Origin of the sequence: Acinetobacter sp. VT 511 (assembly GCF_001077515.1) — a bacterium.
In the GTDB taxonomy this organism is placed as follows: domain Bacteria; phylum Pseudomonadota; class Gammaproteobacteria; order Pseudomonadales; family Moraxellaceae; genus Acinetobacter; species Acinetobacter schindleri.
Window position 1 is genome coordinate 1 of record NZ_LFRE01000033.1, and the last position, 21,154, is coordinate 21,154.

At 44.4% G+C, this 21,154-nt stretch carries 22 protein-coding genes; 14 read left to right on the top strand and 8 right to left on the bottom strand.

All coding sequences use genetic code 11. The annotated features are described in order from the left end of the window. Positions 1-373: transposase (locus ACS72_RS01510; RefSeq protein WP_048881009.1), on the bottom strand; the 373-nt coding region annotated here is incomplete at its 3' end. Beyond that, on the bottom strand, positions 321-716 hold the full coding sequence (locus ACS72_RS17225) for a transposase family protein (RefSeq protein WP_008306679.1): 396 nt from the start codon (positions 714-716) through the stop codon (positions 321-323). The genes ACS72_RS01510 and ACS72_RS17225, both read right to left, overlap by 53 nt. Positions 717-942: 226 nt before the next feature. Here ACS72_RS17225 and ACS72_RS01515 point away from each other — a divergent pair, with 226 nt between their 5' ends. Then, on the top strand, positions 943-2,154 hold the full coding sequence (locus ACS72_RS01515) for a hypothetical protein (protein WP_048881010.1): 1,212 nt from the start codon (positions 943-945) through the stop codon (positions 2,152-2,154). A 51-nt stretch (positions 2,155-2,205) separates the two neighbouring features. Here the strand turns inward: ACS72_RS01515 and ACS72_RS01520 are convergent, their stop codons facing one another. Further along, positions 2,206-2,970 (bottom strand): glutathione S-transferase family protein, encoded by a 765-nt coding sequence (locus tag ACS72_RS01520; RefSeq protein WP_048881011.1) that lies wholly within the window; start codon positions 2,968-2,970, stop codon positions 2,206-2,208. Between the two features lie 380 nt (positions 2,971-3,350). Here ACS72_RS01520 and ACS72_RS01525 point away from each other — a divergent pair, with 380 nt between their 5' ends. The 7 genes from ACS72_RS01525 (at position 3,351) to ychF (ending at position 10,987) form a co-directional block, all read left to right on the top strand. Beyond that, positions 3,351-4,553 (top strand): SfnB family sulfur acquisition oxidoreductase, encoded by a 1,203-nt coding sequence (locus tag ACS72_RS01525; RefSeq protein WP_048881012.1) that lies wholly within the window; start codon positions 3,351-3,353, stop codon positions 4,551-4,553. Between the two features lie 11 nt (positions 4,554-4,564). After that, entirely contained in the window at positions 4,565-5,788 is a 1,224-nt protein-coding gene (locus ACS72_RS01530; protein WP_048881013.1) for an SfnB family sulfur acquisition oxidoreductase, read from the top strand. Next, positions 5,788-7,212 carry an LLM class flavin-dependent oxidoreductase gene (locus tag ACS72_RS01535; protein ID WP_048881014.1) on the top strand — a complete coding sequence of 475 codons (1,425 nt, stop codon included), beginning with the start codon at positions 5,788-5,790 and terminating at the stop codon, positions 7,210-7,212. The genes ACS72_RS01530 and ACS72_RS01535 overlap by 1 nt, the downstream gene beginning before the upstream one ends. Positions 7,213-7,231: 19 nt before the next feature. Next, positions 7,232-8,062 carry a MetQ/NlpA family ABC transporter substrate-binding protein gene (locus ACS72_RS01540; protein WP_048881015.1) on the top strand — a complete coding sequence of 277 codons (831 nt, stop codon included), beginning with the start codon at positions 7,232-7,234 and terminating at the stop codon, positions 8,060-8,062. Positions 8,063-8,072: 10 nt separating this feature from the next. Further along, complete coding sequence (locus ACS72_RS01545; protein WP_048881016.1) at positions 8,073-9,143, top strand: methionine ABC transporter ATP-binding protein; 1,071 nt, start codon at positions 8,073-8,075, stop codon at positions 9,141-9,143. Next, entirely contained in the window at positions 9,124-9,783 is a 660-nt protein-coding gene (locus ACS72_RS01550) for a methionine ABC transporter permease (protein ID WP_005222624.1), read from the top strand. The genes ACS72_RS01545 and ACS72_RS01550 overlap by 20 nt, the downstream gene beginning before the upstream one ends. 112 nt (positions 9,784-9,895) lie before the next feature. Further along, positions 9,896-10,987, top strand: coding sequence for a redox-regulated ATPase YchF (ychF, locus tag ACS72_RS01555; protein WP_005222625.1), 1,092 nt, complete (start codon positions 9,896-9,898; stop codon positions 10,985-10,987). A 57-nt stretch (positions 10,988-11,044) separates the two neighbouring features. On the opposite strand, the gene ACS72_RS01560 is transcribed toward ychF, so the two are convergent. Next, positions 11,045-11,590 carry a DUF962 domain-containing protein gene (locus tag ACS72_RS01560; RefSeq protein ID WP_004815468.1) on the bottom strand — a complete coding sequence of 182 codons (546 nt, stop codon included), beginning with the start codon at positions 11,588-11,590 and terminating at the stop codon, positions 11,045-11,047. A gap of 102 nt (positions 11,591-11,692) precedes the next feature. Here ACS72_RS01560 and ACS72_RS01565 point away from each other — a divergent pair, with 102 nt between their 5' ends. Further along, on the top strand, positions 11,693-12,388 hold the full coding sequence (locus ACS72_RS01565) for a Crp/Fnr family transcriptional regulator (RefSeq protein WP_048881017.1): 696 nt from the start codon (positions 11,693-11,695) through the stop codon (positions 12,386-12,388). Between the two features lie 70 nt (positions 12,389-12,458). Here ACS72_RS01565 and ACS72_RS01570 read toward each other — a convergent pair whose 3' ends face one another. Next, positions 12,459-12,944, bottom strand: a complete 486-nt coding sequence (locus ACS72_RS01570; RefSeq protein WP_048881018.1) for a hypothetical protein — start codon at positions 12,942-12,944, stop codon at positions 12,459-12,461. Positions 12,945-13,049: 105 nt separating this feature from the next. Between ACS72_RS01570 and ACS72_RS01575 the strand changes: the two genes are divergently transcribed. The 5 genes from ACS72_RS01575 to dapC all read left to right on the top strand — a co-directional run bounded on the left by ACS72_RS01575 (position 13,050) and on the right by dapC (position 19,696). After that, a complete protein-coding gene (locus ACS72_RS01575; RefSeq protein WP_004815457.1) occupies positions 13,050-13,802 on the top strand; it encodes an AzlC family ABC transporter permease in 753 nt (250 codons plus the stop codon). Next, positions 13,799-14,146 carry an L-valine transporter subunit YgaH gene (ygaH, locus tag ACS72_RS01580; protein ID WP_005222633.1) on the top strand — a complete coding sequence of 116 codons (348 nt, stop codon included), beginning with the start codon at positions 13,799-13,801 and terminating at the stop codon, positions 14,144-14,146. The genes ACS72_RS01575 and ygaH overlap by 4 nt, the downstream gene beginning before the upstream one ends. 448 nt (positions 14,147-14,594) lie before the next feature. Next, positions 14,595-15,809, top strand: coding sequence for a formate-dependent phosphoribosylglycinamide formyltransferase (gene purT / locus ACS72_RS01585; protein WP_171249830.1), 1,215 nt, complete (start codon positions 14,595-14,597; stop codon positions 15,807-15,809). 27 nt (positions 15,810-15,836) lie between these two features. Beyond that, positions 15,837-18,509: a [protein-PII] uridylyltransferase gene (gene glnD, locus ACS72_RS01590; RefSeq protein ID WP_048881020.1), complete on the top strand. Its 2,673-nt coding sequence runs from the start codon at positions 15,837-15,839 to the stop codon at positions 18,507-18,509. 17 nt (positions 18,510-18,526) lie between these two features. Beyond that, positions 18,527-19,696 (top strand): succinyldiaminopimelate transaminase, encoded by a 1,170-nt coding sequence (dapC, locus tag ACS72_RS01595; RefSeq protein WP_048881021.1) that lies wholly within the window; start codon positions 18,527-18,529, stop codon positions 19,694-19,696. 31 nt (positions 19,697-19,727) lie between these two features. On the opposite strand, the gene ACS72_RS01600 is transcribed toward dapC, so the two are convergent. The 3 genes from ACS72_RS01600 to msrB are packed head-to-tail and all read right to left on the bottom strand — an operon-like array spanning position 19,728 to position 21,126. Beyond that, positions 19,728-20,180 (bottom strand): energy transducer TonB, encoded by a 453-nt coding sequence (locus ACS72_RS01600; protein WP_048881022.1) that lies wholly within the window; start codon positions 20,178-20,180, stop codon positions 19,728-19,730. A gap of 53 nt (positions 20,181-20,233) precedes the next feature. Next, complete coding sequence (locus tag ACS72_RS01605; protein WP_004815442.1) at positions 20,234-20,710, bottom strand: glutathione peroxidase; 477 nt, start codon at positions 20,708-20,710, stop codon at positions 20,234-20,236. Beyond that, positions 20,707-21,126, bottom strand: a complete 420-nt coding sequence (gene msrB / locus ACS72_RS01610) for a peptide-methionine (R)-S-oxide reductase MsrB (protein WP_004815441.1) — start codon at positions 21,124-21,126, stop codon at positions 20,707-20,709. Before msrB ends, ACS72_RS01605 begins: the two co-directional genes overlap by 4 nt. Positions 21,127-21,154 lie beyond the last annotated feature (28 nt).

A 21,154-nucleotide genomic window follows, 5' to 3' on the forward strand; every position in this document is an offset into this window, starting at 1 on the left:
TGAAGGTTTTCAGGCTGCCAAATACATGCTCAATTCCGATTCTTCTTTTATTGATTTCCTGATTATAGATTTTCAATTCAGGATCCAATTTACAGTGTCTCTTGGCTTTTAATGACAACAGGCTATTCGGATACAACACATAAATCCCCTGATAGCCTTTATCTGCAAGGATAAAAGCCCCAAAAGGAATCTGGTTTAAATTGCGTTTGAACAACTCGAAATCATGCACTGCACCGCGACTGGTACATAAACTCAGAATTTGCTGAGTTTTGTAGTGAATCATGGCCTGTACTTTAAAGGTATCGGTCTTTTTCTTGCCGCTATAGCTTTTCTTCTGTTTTTTTAGGCCTTTGGATTGGAATTTCCGTGGCATCCACGATCACAACATTCCAGTCGATGCCTTCGCCCTCGGGTAGATCTTTGGGTAAATTAAACAGATTGGACCGAATCAGGCAGTCTTCAACATGACGGACAATTCTTGAGGCTGTGGGCTCTGAAACCCCGTAACTCGTCGCAACGTGAAATAAGGTTCGGTATTCCCGCCAATAGCTCAGACAGAGCAGAACCTGATCCTCCAGGCTTAACTTGGGCGGTCTGCCTTTGGCAGAGACATGCTTCTGCAATTGCTCAACCATCAAATAGAAAGTTGACCATGAGATGCCTGTGTATCGCTTGAACTGAGGATCAGAAAGCTTGTTCGAATCGATGTATTTCATCCGCAGATTATGCACGAATGCCAAGAAATCCGGAGTGCAAATATTAACCAAAAAGAAGATCGTTTTTTGATTTATGAAAGAGATCTTTTATTCAGGCAAATAATACTATTTTCGAAACGTGATTATTCATGCTTAGATTTACACTTGTATAGAAATTGAATAAAAATTAGGCGTTTTATTTACAACGCAAAATAATCAAAACAAGACAAAAACGCAAGGAACGGTTATGGCTTTCAGTATTTTTAGTTCAATTAAAAGTAAACTCAGCCCGGTACTCACGATAGAGACGCAAAACAAGAGTTTACTTAGCGGTTTGTTAGGTGGCAGTCTTTCTGGCATTATTGGTTCTATCACGGGTTCTACTCCCGCTACTCCTTCCCTAGACTCCCTCTTAAATAGCTTACTTTCAGGTAAGAGTTTAAGTTCAAGCTCCCTGACTGATTTAATTACTCAATTTACCGGTTCGAATGCTACAAAACTCGATATTAACAGTTTAATTAGCAAACTCACTCAAGCCAACGGCGGCAGTTTTGATCTGGGTTCGATCAGTAATCTGCTGGGTAGTTTAATGGGTAACAATACATCAAATTTAGATTTAAATGCCGTGATTAAATTAGTCAGTGGGTTAATTGGTGGTAGTTCAGGTAATTTAGATCTCAGTAAAATTGCTGACCTGGCTGGTAACCTTCTGCAAGGCGGTGACATTGATATCGCGCAAATTGCTCAGCTCGTCGGTGGCCTAATTGGTGGTTCTGGCGGTCTTGAGGGTGTTGATATTGGTGCAATCGCAGGACTAGTCGGCAATCTGATTGGCGGGAATGGCGATATTGATATCGCGCAGATCGCTCAACTTGTCGGTGGCTTAATCGGTGGCTCTGGTGGTCTTGAAGGTATCGACATCGGGGCAATTGCAGGCTTGGTTGGCGGCTTAATTGAAGGCAATGGTGACATCGATATCGGTCAGATCGCTCAACTGGTCGGTGGCTTAATTGGTGGTTCAGGTGGTCTTGGTGACTTCGACCTAGGTGCGATTACCGATATTATTTCTGGCTTCAGCAATAATGGCGGTGACTTCGACCTTTCACAATTGACCAATTTACTTGGTGGTCTCTTGAGTGCGAATGATAGCTCTGATCTGAGTGGCTTACTGGGTGGTTTAGGCGACCTAGGCAATGGTTTAGGTTCAAATGCATTTGAAGGCTTACTTGATGGAAGTCTAGGCGACTTAGGTTCGAGCATTATTCCAGAATTAGGTGATCTTATTTCAGATGGTAGCTCAGTTAATAACAATATCAGTATTACTGAAATTATTCCGACCATCAAAGAAACAATTTCCAATATCTCGAGCGGGAGTCCATTACCGAAGTTTGACTTTAGCTCACTTCTCAGTGGCTTTAATAAACAGAGTGATATTGATCTCACAAACCCTTGGGGCTAAGTATCCAATAAAAAACGCGCTTTAAGCGCGTTTTTTATTTCACTATTTAACTTATACACCGCGCCAATCAATACGAGCATTACGTTCATGACGATAGATGTTTTTAATATATTGGCCTAAAGGCAATTCCGAGAGATAGGTCTGATAATCCCGATATTCATCTGACATTGATTCAAAACTCTCACGCTCCCACGGCGTACCGGAAATTGCCAACAAAGGTGCCAACATTGAACAGACTGCAATATCAGCCAGACTAAAACGCGATCCCGCAAAATAAGCTCCCTTATTCTCGATCAGTGTCTGGTTCAGCTGTTCAACTGTCTCTTTAATATATTCGCGGGACTGAGCAAGTGTATCTTCAGTAAGTGCATAACCTTTGCTGAGAAGAGTTTTAAGCAAAGGCTTGGAAAATTTTTCGAACTGACGTAGATATCCCTTTTCACCAATCAGGATCTCCATCGATTCATGATCATGAGATAAAGCCTGAGCCAACATCCAGCGACGGATATGGCGTCCTAGTTCCTGAGTCTTTTCATCAATCTCCAGCACTTTTTGACGTAAGCGCCCTTCTACGGGTAATAAACGATGCTCAGGATAATGTTCATCCAGATATAAGGCGATCTGGGTTGAATCTGCAATCCATTGTTCCTTGTCACGCAAAATTGGCAGACGGTTCTGTCCGGTTTTAAGACGAGCAAAGGCACGATGCGCACCTGGCATGAGGTTTTGTGCGACATAATCCAGTTCTTTATGATCAAGCATCCAACGTGCTTTTTCACAAAAATGTGATAAAGGAAACTGGTATAAGGTGCGCATAAAATCTCCATGTTGATTATTAAATTCGGTCGCATTAAAACCATCTATTTCAGTTGGATACTTTAGACACCCTTCATTGGAAATACAATGTGCTTTTAATTCAAAATTAAGATGTTGTTTATTCAACTCTACAATGTTTATTTTTATACATTTTTCCGCCTTAAATATCTTTAAAGCAGATATATTCTATTTTAGACCAAGCCACTCATACTAAATATAAAATAAAATTTTAAATATTTTAATTACTTACTATATTCAAAATTGATAGAAACCTAGCAATTTTTGTCCTAAATAGGTTTTTTCATAAGCTTTGCGAAAGCAATTACTTAATCTCATAAAGCTTAGCCTGTAACGTTTTGATATCGATTTAGGATGTCATTATGTCTCGTTTAACTTTTGAAAAAGTTCATATTATTAAAAATGATCACGACGCAATTAATGCTGCCTACCATGTTGCAGACTTTGCTCTGGAAGGCCGAAATCAGCGTGATCGGCAACGTGTATTCCCTCTTGCTGAAATTGACCTGTTCAGCCAAAGGGGTCTGGGCGGTATACGTATTCCAAAACAGTACGGCGGTGCTTTCGTTTCCAATAAAACCCTGGCACATGTATTCCGTATTGTGAATAAAGCTGACTCGAGTGTCGGGCAAATCCCTCAGAACCAGATCGCATTACTCAACATGATCCAGATCATGGGTACAGAACAACAAAAACAGTTTATTTATAGCGAAATTTTAAAGGGTAAACGTCTGGCCAATGGCGGTCCGGAACGTCATACCAAAGATACTAAAACCCTGGCAACCACGCTTACAATCGAAAATGGTCGCTATTTTATCGATGGCGAAAAATTCTATTCAACTGGTAGCAGCTTCGCGCACTGGCTGGCAATTAAAGCGATTCATCCTGAAGGGCATGTGGTGCTCACTATTGTCGACCGGACTGCCGACGGTGTTGAAGTGATTGATAACTGGAATGGTTTTGGTCAACGCACCACCTCTAGCGGTACCGTTAAACTGCAACATGTCGAAGTCGATCCACTACTGATTTTTGATGAGCGTCTGTTAGGGAATCAACCAAGTTACCGTGGTGCCTATTCTCAGCTGATGCAGGTGGCAATTGATGTCGGGATTGCTGAAGCGGCTTTTGCCGATACGTTGACTGCCATACATAAGGCTCGTCCGGTTGTGGATGCACAAGTCGAAAAAGCCAGCTTTGAGCATTACACCCTGCAGGAAGTGGGTAAGTCATCTGTGTTATTAGATGCCGCGATTTTACTGCTGGATGAAGCTGCTGAATATCTGGATGAACTGGATCAACTGAAAGCAGTGACCGATGAGCAGGCAGCCAAAGCCTCAATTCTGGTGGCTGAAGCCAAGGTCTATGCCAATGATGCAGCCTTAAATATTTCGGAAAAATTACTGGAATTGGGTGGAAGTCGCTCCAGCCTGAGTCAGCACAATCTGGATCAGCATTGGCGTAATGCCCGTGTGCATACCTTGCATGACCCGATCCGCTGGAAGCTGCATGCACTTGGGGATTATTACCTAAATCATAAACTCCCTGCCCGCCACGCCTGGATTTAAGGATATTTGCCATGACTTCATTTCAAAACATTAGTCCATTGCAGTCAGAACAGCTGGCACATGCGCACATCATCAAATCTGATGAAGAAGCACTAGAAATTGCCCATAATCTGGCAGAGCAGTTCAAGATTAATTCAGTACAACGTGATGCTGAACGTATTCTGCCTTTCGAAGAAATCGAGGCTTATAGCCAGTCCGGACTCTGGGCGATTACCGTACCTAAAGAATATGGTGGTGCAGAAGTGTCTAGCTATACGGTGGCACAAGTCATTGCCCTAATGAGCGGTGTGGATGGATCAATCGGTCAGATTCCGCAAAACCATTTCTATAGTCTCGAAATCCTGCGCAATAACGGCACGGAGGAACAAAAACAGAAACTCTATGCCGAAGTCTTAAAAGGTGTTCGTTTTGGTAATGCCCTGGCTGAGTTCAAGACCAAGACCGCGGCACAGCGCCAGACCGCAATTCGCAAAACCGAGCAAGGCTATGTGATTAACGGCGAAAAGTTCTATTGCACTGGTAGCCTGTTTGCACATCGCATTCCAACACTGGTCGTAGATGAACATGAACAGCAGTTCTTAGCCTTTGTTCCACGTGACAGTGAAGGTCTCACCTTGATTGATGACTGGAGCGGTTTTGGTCAGCGCACCACTGGCAGTGGAACAGTGAAATTCGACAACGTGCAGGTGCTCGAAGAAGATGTGGTACGTTTTGATACAGCCTATTCCCGCCCCACTATTTCTGGCCCTTTCGCACAATTGCTACATGCTTCTATTGAAACTGGCATTGCCCGTGCTGCATTCGAAGAAACCTTAAACCGTGTACGTCAGGCGCGTCCGTGGATTGATTCTGGTGTGGACAAGGCCACCGATGATCCGCTGACCAAACTTGAACTGGGCCGCATGGTCGCTGATGTACGTGCTTCAGAAGTGTTACTTAAACAGGCCGCCCATTCTGTTGATGCTGCTAAAGCTGATCCGACTGAAGTCAGTGTTGCCAAAGCCTCTTTAGATGTAGCGAAAGCCCGTGCGCACAGTAGTGAAACTGCCTTAAAAGCATCATCTAAACTGATTGAGCTGGCGGGTAGCCGTGGCAGCCAACGCGAAGATGGCTTGGATCGTTTCTGGCGCAATGCCCGCGTGCATACCCTGCATGATGCCTCACGCTGGAAATACTATTTTATCGCCAATTATTTGCTGAATGGGGTTCTGCCTCCACGCCGGGGGACATTGTAATGACAATTACAACGACTAATCCAAAAGCTAAAAAAATCCTGCTCAATGCTTTTGATATGAACTGCGTGGGTCATATCAATCATGGCTTGTGGACTCATCCACGGGATGAATCGCATCGCTTTAATGAGCTCAGCTACTGGACCGATCTGGCAAAAACCTTAGAACTAGGATTGTTTGATGGTCTGTTTATTGCCGACATCACCGGTGTCTATGATGTCTACCAGAATGGGATTGACCTGACGTTAAAAGAATCGATTCAATTACCGAGTCATGATCCAAGCACCCTTGTGTCTGCCATGGCAGCCGTGACCCAGCATCTTGGTTTTGGCGTTACAGTCAATCTCAGCTATGAATCGCCTTATCAGTTCGCCCGTCGCTTCGCCAGTCTGGATCATCTGACCCATGGCCGTATCGGCTGGAATATGGTCACTGGTTATCTGGACAGTGCCCAGCGCCTGATCGGTGAAAATGGTCTGAAAGACCATGATCGACGCTACGAGCAGGCCGAAGAATTTTTACAGTTGTGCTACAAGTTCTGGGAAGGTTCCTGGGAAGATGATGCCATGCTGAAAGACAAACAGCAGCGGATCTTTACCGATCCAGCCAAAGTGCATCAGGTTAATCATCAAGGTCAGTTCTACCGCAGTCAGGGCGTATTTCAGGTTTCTCCTTCTGTTCAACGTACTCCGGTACTGTTCCAGGCTGGTGCTTCACCACGTGGTATGGCCTTTGCCACCCAGCATGCGGAAGGCATGTTTATTGGTGGTGATCATCCGGACAAAATCAAGAAACAGGTAGATCAGATCCGTCGTCAGGCCACTGAACAAGGACGTGATCCTGAAGCGATCAAGATTTTTGTTGGTATCACTGTGGTAACCGCAGAAACGGATGAACTGGCGCAGCAAAAGCTGGAAGAATATCGTTTTTATGCCAGCCCTAAAGCTGGTCTTGCACATTTCTCCAGCTCGGTCGGGATTGACCTGTCCAAATTTGCCGATGATGAGCCAATTCCTTACCAGCAAACCAACAGCATTGCTTCAGTCAATAACAAGTTTAAAGAACAACAGCTTACACCAACTGATCTGAAAGCACTGCATGTACTGGGTGGGCGTTATCCACTGATCGTAGGTAGCGGCGCAACGGTGGCAGAAAAGCTGATTCAGCTGATCGATGAAACCGGTATAGATGGCTTCAACCTGACCCGTACGGTGGCTCCAGAATCGCATTTGGATTTTATCCGTTTTGTTATTCCTGAATTACAGCAGCGCGGACGCTATAAAACTGAATATAAACAAGGTAGTTTCAGACACAAGCTATTCCAGCAAGGAGATCGCTTATCCAGCGCTCATCCAGTGCAGCAATTTCGATGTCAAAGCTCCGCCTCAACAGCGAACATAAACCTAAAGCAAAAACAATCAGCATAAATTTATTTTGAGGTGCAACATGGCACAAACCGCTAAAACAAAATTCAGCATTATTGGGGTAATTATTGCCGTCGTCATTATCGGACTGGGGGTATGGAACCAACAAAAAAAATCTGGTTCGGATGAACTGGTCATTGGTATCAGTCCGTCTTTTGCCAAACCTTTACAGGTCGCAGCAATTGAGGCCAAACAGCAAGGTGTCAATGTCAAACTAGTCGAGTTCTCCGACTGGAATACGCCAAATATCACCCTGAATCATGGCGATATTGATGCCAATTTCTTCCAGCATCAGCCGTTTTTGGATAATGCCAAGAAAGAAACCGACTTTAAGATCAAAGCCTTTGCTAAAGGTGCAGCCACTCATGTTGGCCTTTATTCCAAAAAAATAAAAAGCCTGGATGAGCTAAAAGACGGCGCGAAAGTTGTGGTGCCAAACGATCTAGTCAACCAAGGTCGTGCCCTACTGTTATTGCAACAGGCAAAACTGGTAACACTCAAAGATTCAAATAACCACTTATCTAGCCTGAAAGATATTGCAGCCAATCCAAAAAACCTGCAGTTTGTTGAAGTTGAAGGTCCACAAACTGCACGTGCCATTGATGACGTTGATCTGGCATTCGGCTATCCACACTATCTACGTCTGGCAAAAACAGCTGATCCTGAAAAAGCACTGTTATTTGATTCTAATAAGGACAACCGTTATGCAATTCTATTTGCAGTGCGTGAGGACTATCAGGACAAGAATGACAAGCTGAAGAGATTTGTCAACATCTATCAGAATTCACCTCGCGTAAAGGAAGCTCTTGATGCTGACTTTGGTGCAAAGCTCTGGTTCCCGGGCTGGAAATAAGGAGAATACTATGGTGAGTTTTGGTTCTCAGGTGGCGTTTTCCGTCCCGCATATCAAAATCCGTAACCTGAATAAATACTATGAGGTACAAGGCAAATCGGTACATGCCTTAAAGAACATCAACCTAGATATACCTGAAAGTAAAATTTTCGGAATTATCGGGAAAAGTGGCGCAGGAAAATCCTCGCTGTTACGTACTTTGAATGGTCTGGAACAGATCAGCGAAGGTCATATCCATATTCATCAGCAGGATCTGGCTGGACTCACCCATGCTGAACTGATCCAGTTACGTCAGCGCATTGGCATGATCTTTCAGCACTTCAATCTGATGTCTGCCAAAACTGTCTGGGAAAATGTCGCTCTGCCGCTCAAAGTTTCAAACTATAAAAAGTCAGACATCAATGCACGTGTCAATGAAGTACTGCAACTGGTGGGCTTAAGCAAAAAAGCGCAGAATTATCCTTCGCAGCTCTCTGGTGGACAAAAACAGCGTGTCGGTATTGCCCGCGCGTTGGTGCATCATCCGGAAATTTTACTCTGTGATGAAGCCACTTCTGCACTAGATCCAGAAAGTACCTCCGTGGTGCTGTCTTTACTGAAAGAAATCAACCAGAAACTTGGCATTACCATTGTGCTGATTACGCATGAAATGCAGGTGATCCGTGAAATCTGCGATCAGGTGGTAGTGATCGATAAAGGTGAAATTGTCGAAGCGGGTGAAGTCTGGTCAGTATTTTCCAATCCTCAGCAGCAGATTACCCAGGAACTGCTGAATCTGGAACAACTGGAACTCCCATTTGCCATTAGTCCTGAAGTAACCGCGGATACCACGCATAGCATTGTCAAACTGCGCTATGCCTCTAGTGTTCAGTATTCACCAGATTTAAAGGTGATTTTTGAGCATTTTGATCATCCGGTTTACCTCTATCAGAGCCATATCGACAGTATCCAGAACCATCTGGTCGGCAGCCTGATTGTCGCGGTGGCTGACCTCAATCTGGATACCAACCTGCTCCAGCAAAAACTCAAACAACACATTACACAGATTGAGGTGATTGGCTATGCACGACCAACTCATTGATTTATTACTGACGGGAACTACCGATACCTTAATCATGGTGGGTGTCTCTGCCATCGTTGCTTTTCTGATTGGGTTACCAATGGCGGTGGTTTTGGTCAGTACCTCGGAGCATGGCATTTATCCATCCAAACCAATTAATCAGGCTTTGGGCTGGATTGTAAATATCACCCGTTCTGTGCCTTTCCTGATTCTGATGGTCGCGCTGATTCCAATTACCCGCTGGATTGTCGGCACCAGTTATGGGGTCTGGGCCGCAGTTGTGCCTTTAACCTTGGCAGCTACCCCTTTCTTTGCGCGGATTGCTGAAGTCAGTTTACGTGAAGTGGATCAGGGACTGATCGAAGCTGCACAAGCCATTGGCTGTAACCGTAAGCAGATCATCTGGCATGTGTTATTGCCTGAAGCTTTACCAGGAATTGTGGCTGGCTTTACCGTTACCTTAGTCACTATGATCAATTCATCAGCCATTGCCGGTGCGATTGGTGCCGGCGGTTTAGGTGATATTGCATACCGTTATGGTTATCAGCGTTTTGATATGCAGATCATGCTGGCCGTGATTGTAGTACTGGTTATTCTGGTAATGCTGATTCAGACCGCTGGTGACACCCTGTCCAATCAGCTCGACAAACGCAAAATTTAAAAACCTCTCTTTTCATAAGTTTTCAACAAAGCCCTCAGCCATGACCTGACTTTGTCATGGCTTTCATGTAAAATCACTGGCAATTTTTATATAACGCTTTGTGAGTTATTTCATGGGTTTTAATTGTGGTATTGTAGGCCTGCCTAACGTTGGTAAATCTACGCTTTTCAATGCATTAACCAAAGCTGCAATTGCTGCGGAAAACTTCCCATTCTGTACCATTGAACCAAACACCGGTATCGTGCCTGTGCCAGATCCACGCCTGGACAAACTTGCTGAAATCGTAAAACCACAACGCGTGATCCCGACAACTATGGAATTCGTGGACATCGCGGGCCTTGTCGCTGGTGCATCTAAAGGTGAAGGTCTGGGTAACCAGTTCCTGGCAAACATCCGTGAAACTGATGCAATTGCTCACGTGGTCCGTTGTTTCGAAGATGAAAACGTGATTCACGTAAACGGCAAAATTGATCCGCTTGATGACATCGCAACCATTAATACTGAGCTTGCTCTAGCCGATCTTGAAACTGTGACTAAAGCAGTGACTCGTTTAGCGAAATCTGCAAAAGGTGGCGATAAAGAAGCGATCGCGACTAAAGCAGTTCTAGATAAAATTCTTCCTCTTTTAGATGAAGGCAAACCTGCTCGTGCTGCAACCTTAGATGATGACGAACGTAAACTGGTACGTGGTTTTGGTCTGTTAACGCTTAAACCAACCATGTATATCGCCAACGTGGCTGAAGACGGTTTTGAAAATAACCCGCATTTAGATGCTGTACGTGAACTGGCTGCTGCTGAAAATGCAATCGTGGTTCCACTTTGTAACCAGATCGAAGCAGAAATTTCATTACTTGAAGATGAAGACCGTGCTGAATTCCTGGAAGCTATGGGCATGGAAGAACCAGGTCTGAACGTGGTGATTCGTGCAGGTTATTCATTGCTTGGTCTACAAACTTACTTTACTGCTGGCGTACAGGAAGTTCGTGCCTGGACAGTAAAAGTGGGTGCGACTGCCCCTCAAGCCGCAGGTGTAATCCACACTGACTTCGAAAAAGGCTTTATCCGTGCTGAATGTATTGCTTATGATGACTTCGTACAGTACAACGGCGAAGCTGGCGCCAAAGAAGCAGGTAAATGGCGTCTGGAAGGTAAAACTTATATCGTTCAGGACGGCGATGTTCTGCACTTCCGCTTCAACGTATAAGTTGAAGATAAAAATGCCCCGATAATTCGGGGCATTTTTTATGTATTTTAAAAAGGATTAATCAGCTGCTATTTCCGCATATGGGGTGTCTTGTTCCATTAGCAAGCGTTGCTTACGTGCTTCAAGTAACATTTTTGCTTCTAGTTCCTTGCGAAAGCCGAACAGGAAAATTAATTCCGCAAGAACAAATAAAGGTCCGATCGCCAAGCCAATCAGATCATCCATAAATGCCGGTTTTTTCTTTTCGTAGAAATGACCTACAAACTGGAATGCCCATCCAATGGCAAAAATTCCAACGCTGGTACTCAGCCAGGTTCCAGTATCCCACTGTGCCACATTATAGGCATAAGGATAAACAAACATAAAAATGAAGGCCATGATCAATGCAAAAAATACATCAATAGTTAAATAATAAAGAATTGAAACAATGAGAAGTCCCAAGGCGAGAGTCACCTCAAAGCCGGACATCATCAGTGATACACGTGCAGTAAGACAAATAATGGAAAAAACAATTAATGGGACCCCAATAAAATGTGTCATGACATTCTTACGGTCTAAATGATAAGCTGCATACTGGCTTAATAGTCGTTCTACTCTGGTCATATTATTCTTCCTTGACTGGCCATAGAATTTGACTATAGCGCAACAATAAAAGACAAGTTGTCAGCTGGACGACAACTCATAAAACTTGGAGCAATAAAGCGAGTGGAAGAAAAATATCTTGTTGAATTAGAAAAAAATTCCTGGTTCTCAAAATTACCTTCTCATTTCCAGAACAGCCTGCTGAAACATGCAGTTACCTTATCTGTCGATAAAGACCAGACCGTATTTTATTCAGGTGATGTGTTTGATGGAATTTATGCTGTGTTAGAAGGTGCAATTGGTTTAGGTTCTATCAATATTGAGGGTAAAGAGGCAGTTTCTGCAATTGTAGAACCTATTGTCTGGTTTGGTGAAATTTCATTGGTAGATGAGCAGCCGCGTTCTCATCACGCCATCGCCTGCAAGAAATCCCTGCTCTTGCATATACCTGCGCAATTTATTTATAAGCTGGTGGCTGAACATCCTGCATTCTGGTTTCACATCTCCCAGCTCATGAGCCAAAAATTACGTTATGTGTTTCTGGAATTATTTTCTATTCAGACCCAAACCATGCAACAACGCCTAGCGCAGCGTTTACTATTTATTTTGCAAGGCTATGGCAATCACCTGGTCATTAAAAACCGTACCATTCAGTTGTCGCAGGAACAATTGTCACAAATGCTGATGTGTTCCCGCCAGACTATTAATCAGGAACTGCAACAGCTGGAAAAAATGAATATCCTGAAAATTGCCTTTAAACAGATTGAAATTCTGGATGTGCAACGACTACATCAATTGACTGGCGTTCCACTTCACTGATTCCGAACTAAGAAAATCAAAAAGGCTGAGCATATGACTCAGCCTTAAGTTGACACAAACAAAATATCGATCAGCTGGCAACACCCACCTGTTTCGGATCAGTATTGCCCAGTTGTGGATGAGCAATTGCACTTTCACACTGTTTTTTGTCACGTTCATAATCGGCTTGCTTCTGTGCCAGACTATTCCCATTTTCAAGTGTGGTTCGTGCCCAGATTTCCAGACTGGTTAAAGCCTTACGACATAATGCATATTTTCCTTCAGTCACGGAATCAGTCATTTTCACATTAATGCGCCAATCCGTGCTCAACTTGCGCGCAGGCTGACGAACGCGTTTTTCAATTTGATCAATCTGCTTGTTGTAGACCAGCGGATCTACTTCATTCATAAATGTCCAAGCTTCATGGGCATAAGTGGTCGCATCATTGCTCAGTTTCGGGGCTGGCTTAATTTCCGGTGCTTGATTGCCTGAACCCTCATTTCCGCATGCCTGTAATAACAATGCTGTGCTGACTAAAGCAACACTCAGTATATAACGTGTCTTGAACATGAACATTATCAGGCTCGCCATCTTAAACAATTCGGCACTATGCTATTAAATTCACGTACAATACTCAATTACCATTTGACCCCTTGTTCAACTCTCCCTCCAAGGTGTGCTGTGTCCGAACTGAATCAACACGCTGTAAAACCTGCCAGTTTTTGGCAAGGTGCCAAAGACAGCCAGGCGATTATTTTTACCTATTTGCCCGTTTCTTTTGCCTTTGGGGTTTCTGCGACCCAGTTTGGCTTTACCGCATGGGAAGCATTATTCCTGTCCTGCTCTATGTATGCAGGTGCCAGTCAATTCCTGGTTGTTGCACTCTTAGGGAGTGGCACTTCCATCTGGATGACTGCATTAACCGTGATTGCTCTGGATATCCGTCATCTACTTTATGGCCCTGCGCTACAGAATTTGATTCAGGATCGGCTTAATCTGAAAAAAACCGCAGTCTGGGCTTGGGGACTCACCGATGAGGTATTTGCCTCTGGCATGATCAAACTGTCGCAACGGCGTCAGGAATGGTCTGAATCGTGGATGCTGGGGTTGAGTTTATTCAGCTGGCTGTCCTGGGCAACAGGTTCTTTTCTCGGTGGCTTATTTGCAGATCAGGTCAGCAACTTACCGCAATTTTTACAGGCCGCTTTAGACTTCCTGTTACCTGCGCTATTCCTAAGCTTCCTGCTGGCAGCCTTTGAAAAGAAACATACTTTTGTTGTCAGTGTGACGATTGTTGTTTCTGCTATTGCCTGCTACATGATTGACCTGTCTGCTGCAATCTTTATCGGCATCAGTTCCGGTATTCTGGCAGGCCTGTTCAAGCACTATGTACTCAAACGTCCCGATCCTGAGCATATGGGAGAAGAACTATGAATTTAGAAATTATTCTGGTTGGTATTCTGGTCGGGATTGCCAATTTCGCTTCCCGTTTCGGACCTTTTTTTGTGATTCAGAAATCGCAGCAAGGTTCACAAAAGCGTGGTGCGCTGTGGTTAAAAATTGCCTTAGGTGCGATTGGAATTTCTGCAATTAGCTCAATGTTGGTCGTGGCGACACTACCGCCTTTGCTGGAAACTCCCGATAAAAGTGTGGCGATGCTGGCCGGTTTTATTGTATTAACAGTGCTGTATTTCAAGTTTAAACGCATTGTGATGGCCACTTTGACGGCTGCCCTTACCTATGGCCTGATTTATACTTACCTACCGATTCATTTTTAAAAAATGAATCAATGAATATAAGAGGCTTATGCTACGTTCCGGTATAAGCCTTTTTTTAATGATAATAAGAAAATTGGCATGTTTGAACCAAGACAAATGCTTGAGCGGAAAATCTTTATCCATCAGCGCTGGAGTGGAGCATTACAATATTTACGATTGACTTTGTTCTCCCCATCTCTCTTAGCAACGCAACCAAACCATGAAACTCCTACCTTGGCTGGATTTAAGTCCGGGCCAGCTTCTGAAAATGAAAAAACTCAATCCGCAAAATCATATTTATTATTTAGATCCTCAAATCGATCCAGTGGAAGTATCTTTCTGATTTCTTAATCTAAATTTTGCGAACTTTATAAATAAAATTGTTGGTCAATATCACAATTTTGTATGAAACTTGGCTTATCTCCGCAGAGAGTTCTGCTATGCTAAAAGCCCATAAAATCAAGCATGGATGATTTACATGAGCGTGACGATTGGTACCCCACTACAGGCTTCTGCCTTCAAGGTCTTATTACTGGGTTCAGGCGAACTGGGCAAGGAAGTGGTGATTTCCCTGCAACGGTTAGGTGTCGAGGTTCACGCAGCTGACCGCTATGACCATGCACCTGCCATGCAAGTTGCCCATCAGTCGCATACCCTGAATATGGCTGATCCAGCAGAACTTAGACAGCTGATTGATCAGGTGAAACCAAATCTGATTGTTCCGGAAATTGAAGCGATTGCCACCCAGGTGCTGGTTGAAATTGAAGAGCAGAATATCGCAACGGTAATTCCATCCGCGAAAGCAGTGAATCTGACCATGAACCGTGAAGGCATCCGTCGTCTGGCTGCTGAAGAACTGGGCCTGCCAACATCTGCTTACCGTTTTGCCGATACTTTAGAATCTTTCCGTGCCGCTTGTGATGATATTGGTTATCCAAACTTTGTGAAGCCTGTGATGTCCTCTTCAGGCAAAGGTCAGTCTCGTGTCAAAAGCTTCGATGAAGTTGATGCTGCCTGGGAATATGCGCAAACGGGTGGTCGTGTAAATCAAGGTACCGTCATTGTTGAGTCACAGATTGATTTTGATTTTGAAATCACCCTGCTCACTGTTCGTGCCAAAAATCCGAGAACAGGTGAAATCGAAACCTCTTATTGCGACCCTATTGGTCACCGTCAGGATTCTGGGGACTATGTTGAAAGCTGGCAACCTCAGCCAATGACACCTGCTGCATTGGAAGAAGCCAAGCGAATTGCCAATAAAGTAACCGTTGCGCTCGGTGGTTGCGGTATTTTTGGGGTAGAACTCTTTGTCAAAGGCGACAAAGTATGGTTTAGTGAAGTGTCACCACGTCCACACGACACCGGCTTAGTCACTTTAGCTTCCCAGTTCCAAAGTGAATTTGAGTTGCATGCGCGTGCGATCCTGGGTCTTCCGGTAAATACCACTCGTCATAGCGTTGCAGCCAGTGCTGTGATTTACGCTGGTGTAGATGATCAGAATCTTTCTTATTCTGGTCTGGATCTTGCTTTAGCAGATGGCAATACAGACTTGCGCCTGTTTGGCAAGCCTGAAGGCTTCAAACGACGTCGTATGGGTGTAGCAACTGCACGTGCTGAAACAACAGATCAGGCACGTGAACTTGCGCAACAGGTGGCTCAACAAGTCAGTGTCAACCAAAACTAAGCTGAAAAACGAAACGGACGACTGTTCATGATCAATACCCTGCCATTGCTGAATTACACCAAAAGTAACCATGACATTAAAGCCATTAACGAATGGCGCAGTGATGTCGAGCACCAGCTGCAGGAATGTTTTGAAAATGGTGAGTCGATCCGTGACATTATTCTGACCCGATCAAATCTGATTGATGAAGCGCTACAGTTCCTGTGGAAGCATGCTGAACTCGATCAGACTGATCTGGGTCTATTTGCTGTCGGTGGCTACGGCCGCCGCGAAATGCTGCCCTATTCTGATGTCGATATCATGATCCTGTCAGAAGATGAAATTACGTCTGAACAGGAACAGTTGATTTCGACCTTTATTTCATCTTTATGGGATGTCGGCAATTTCAAGCCAGGTATTAGCGTCCGCACCATTAGTGAATGTGTCAATCAGGCCAGCAGTGACCTGACTGTAGCCACGACCCTGATTGAGTCCCGTCTGATTACCGGTAATGAAAGCCTGGCCAAATGGCCACGTCGTATCGTGTCTCAATCCTGGACCGACAAGACCTTTTTTGATGCCAAAATGGAAGAGCAGCATAAACGCTATGCTCAACATAACAATACCGAAAGTAATCTCGAACCGGACATTAAAAATGCTCCGGGTGGTATTCGGGATATTAACCAGATCGGCTGGATTGCTAAACGCCATTTCCGCGTAAACCGTATTTATGATCTGGTACATCTTGGTTTTATTTCAGAATTTGAACTGGCCGTTTTAGAAGAAGCCGAAAGCTTCCTCTGGGAAATCCGTCATCATCTGCATCGCATTACCAAACGCGATGAAAACCGCCTGTTATTCGACTATCAGCGTGATATCGCCGCGAAGTTCGGCTATGTACGTGAAGAAGGCCAGCCGCAGAACTATCCGATCGAACAGTTTATGAAGCGCTATTACCGCAATGCACAGCAGGTATCGACGCTGAATGAAATGCTGTTGGCTTATTTCAATGAATCGGTAATTACCCCGCGCCTGCCAAACTATGAGCGTAATATCGAAGAAATTAACCAGAACTTTAAACTGGTTGATGGCAAACTTGCGGTACAGCACCATAAAACTTTCTCGGAAAATCCAAGCGCAATTCTGGAAATCTTTTATCTTCTGGCAAACCGTCCAGAGATTGAAGGCATCCGTGCCCGTACTTTGCGTCTTTTAACGCTCGCAGCAAAACGGATTGATCAGGATTATCGCAATAATCCCGTTCATCAAGCGCTGTTCATGGCAATTATCCGTTCACCACATCGTTTATATGAAACCTTGGTGGCAATGAAACGCTACGGCGTACTGGGGAATTATATTCCGGCCTTTGGCCAGATTATGGGGCTGATGCAGTACGACCTGTTCCATATCTATACTGTAGATGCGCATACCCTATTGCTATTACGCAACCTGAACCGCTTTAAGGAACCGGAATTCGCCAAGGAATTCCCGGTAGTCAGTTCGGTGTTTCAGCGTCTGGCCCGTCGTGACATCGTCTATCTGGCTGCCCTGTTCCATGACATTGCCAAAGGTCGTGGTGGTGACCATAGCGAACTCGGTGCCACAGATGCGATTGCATTCTGCCGCACGCATGGCTTTACCGAACGTGAATGCAATCTGGTTGCATGGCTGATTCAAAATCACCTAATTATGTCTGTGACTTCACAGAAAAAAGATATTTCTGATCCGGATGTGGTCCGTGAATTTGCAGAAAAAATGGGTGATATGGAGCACCTGGACTATCTGTACACCCTGACTGTTGCCGACATTAATGCCACCAATCCAAAACTGTGGAATACCTGGCGTGCGTCTTTAATGCGTCAGCTATATACGCATGCGCGTGATGTAATCCGTTCTGGTCTGGGTCGTCCGGTGGATTATCAGATGCTGATTGAAGACACCAAGTTTGCTGCCAGCGAACTATTGGTACAGGACTTCTCTTTATATGATGTGGAAACCATCTGGCAGGAACTCGGTGATGACTACTTCCTGAAAGAATCGCCAGATGAAATCGCCTGGCATACCCGTGCCATTTTACAGCATGGTGATAATTCTGAACCGCTGGTGCTGATGCGCCCGCATCGTAAATATGCGCAAGATGCAGTGCAGATCTTTATTTATACGCAAGATAAACCAAACCTGTTTGCCACCACAGTGGCCGTTCTGGACCGCATGGACCTGGATGTACAGGATGCAAGAATTATCACAGCAACCAAGGCGTTCAGCCTAGACACGTATGTCGTGCTTGACCGTTTCGGTACGCTGCTTACCGATCCGGAACGCGAGCTGAAAGTGATTGATGCACTTAAAGATGCTTTAAGTCATTCCGATAAATACCCAGGCCTGATGCAGCGCCGTATTCCACGTCAGCTCCGTCATTTTGATATTGAAAATACGGTAGATATCAGCCTGAACCCTGTTTTGAACCAGAATATGGTGGAAATTGCCACGCTCGACCAACCGGGTCTACTTGCCAAAGTAGGCGGATTATTTATGATGCGTGGTCTGGATATCCATTCTGCTAAAATTGCCACACTTGGCGAACGTGCCGAAGACATTTTCTTTGTCACTAAAAAAGATGGCATGCCGTTGAACCCTGAAGAATCTTCTGAATTTGCCTCTGCGTTAAAAGCAGCGCTGGATGAAGCCTCTAATCAGGTCAACAGTCAACACTCACATTAAAACGCGGTAACTCATTCATGAACTCTAGCTTGTCTTTATTGCATCCTTATCCATTTGAAAAGTTGAATAAGCTTTTTGCGGATATTAAGCCTGCGAATATGCCACTCATTCCCCTATCGATTGGTGAACCAAAGCATCCAGCTCCTGAGTTCGTGAAACAGGCGATTATTGATAATTTCCAGCACCTTTCGAGTTATCCAAACTCGAAAGGTTTACCTGAACTGCGTACCAGTATCGCCAACTGGCTGACTCGCCGTTTTAAACTGAATAGCATTAGCGCAGACAGCAATATCTTGCCAGTATCGGGTACCCGTGAAGCAATCTTCTCTTTTGTACAGGCCCTGATTAATCGTGAAGATGCACCTTATGTGGTGATGCCAAATCCTTTTTATCAGATTTATGAAGGTGCAACGCTACTTGCAGGTGCAAAACCGTACTTTATCAACTGCACTGAGGAAAATAATTATCTTGGTGATTTTGATACAGTCCCTGCTGAAGTCTGGGAAAGAACCGCACTTCTATTTGTCTGTACACCGGGTAACCCGACAGGTGCAGTCCTGTCTAAAGAGCAGTTTAAAAAGCTAATTGCACTTTCTGATCAATATGATTTTGTGATTGCTTCAGATGAATGCTACTCAGAGTTATGGTTTGATGAAGCCCCCATCGGTTTACTGGAAGTCTGTGCAGAAATTGGACGTGATGACTACAAAAACTGCGTAGTATTCCATTCACTCTCTAAACGCTCGAATCTTCCAGGCATGCGTTCAGGCTTTGTTGCGGGTGATGCGGATTTGCTTAAACCTTATCTGCAATATCGTACTTACCACGGTGCAGCGATGCCGGTTCAACATCAGCTGGCTTCAATTGCTGCCTGGGATGATGAAGCACATGTTGAAGAAAACCGCGTACAGTACCGTGCCAAGTTTGATCTGTTCCAGAAAGAGCTTGGTCACTTGTTGCCACTGAAAAAACCGGATGCGGGTTTCTACTACTGGTTGAAAGTAGACAATGATGAAGAATTTGCCAAACGCTTAATGGAACAGGCACATATCAAAGTACTTCCTGGCCGCTACCTGTCTCGTGATACAGAGCAAGGCAATCCAGGTGAAAACCATGTACGTCTGGCATTGGTTGCTGATCTGGCACAATGTGAACAGGTCATTGAGCGCTTAAAAGCCATTCTTTAACCTAAAATTTTTAATAAAAAATCCACTATATTTATAGTGGATTTTTTATTTCAATCTTATGTTCCAGACTATACACCAGATTGTGGTCTACACCCTTAATCGGCTCCAGCTTGGCAGCCAGCACCGCTTCTTTAACTTTAGCATCGACAACTCTCAAGCCAGAACTCTGAATGATCTCAACGTCGGTAATCTGCCCTGTACTGGCGATGACCGTCATTTGCACGATTACTGTCTTGGCACGTTGCAGTTCTGCATCATTAAATCTCAGATACGGTACTTTTAGCCAGCTGACTTCATAGCCTTGCTTCGCCAGCAAATGTGGTGGCACAGCATTTTTGACAGTAGGCGGCTGATACGCTGGAACAGGCTGCTTCAGCCTTTTTAGTAATTGCCGGGTTTTTTCATCCTGTGCATAAGCAGGAGCTAAAAACAGCCCGATACAGGCGCTAAATAGCAGGCTCTGAACGAGGAGTCTGGATGGCATGGCAATGGCTTGAAGAGAGTAAAGGCGGCCAATAACCGCCCTGAATAAGCGCCTTATAGCGCTTTTTCAATCTCAGCTTCCAGGTCTTCAGGCTTGGTGGTTGGCGCAAAACGGTTCAGTACCTTGCCATCACGCCCAATCAGGAACTTGGTAAAGTTCCATTTAATACCATTACCTAGAATCCCTTTAGAATTATTGGTCAGATAACGGAAAATTGCATGTGCTTCAGGACCTTTGACATCGATCTTGGAGAACATCGGAAATGTCACCCCATAGTTCTTCTGGCAATATGCACCAATTTGCTCATTACTGCCCGGATCCTGTCCACCAAACTGGTTACAGGGAAAGCCTAAAACTTCCAGGCCACGATCTTTATATTTCTCGTAAAGTTTTTCCAGGCCGGCGAACTGCGGTGTGAAACCGCACTTACTTGCGGTATTCACAATTAACAGTACCTTTCCTTCATAGTCTGCAAATTGTTTGGTTTTTCCATCTAACAATTCAGCTTCAAACTGATATATGCTGGTCATGGATAAGTTTCCTCATCATTTTTTTCTTGTGTTTTTAATTCTAATGAAGCGGAGTTCACACAATAACGTAAGCCTGTTGGCTGAGGTCCATCAGTGAAAACATGCCCTAAATGTGCATCACAATGATGGCAAACAATTTCTGTTCTGACCATACCATGAGATGTGTCTAAATGCTCTTCAATTGCAGAGCCGTTGATCGCCTTATAGAAGCTTGGCCAGCCACAGCCACTGTCATATTTGGTTTCTGAGGTAAATAAAGGTTCACCACAACAACGGCATACATAAGTACCATCTTGTTTCGTATTCCAGTATTTACCGGTAAATGCTGGCTCCGTCCCTTTTTGACGTGTAATACGGAACTCTTCAGGTGATAACTCTCTTTGCCATTCTCTGTCTGATTTACTGAGTTTTCCCATGATGACGGTCCTTTCTATCTTGCTATTT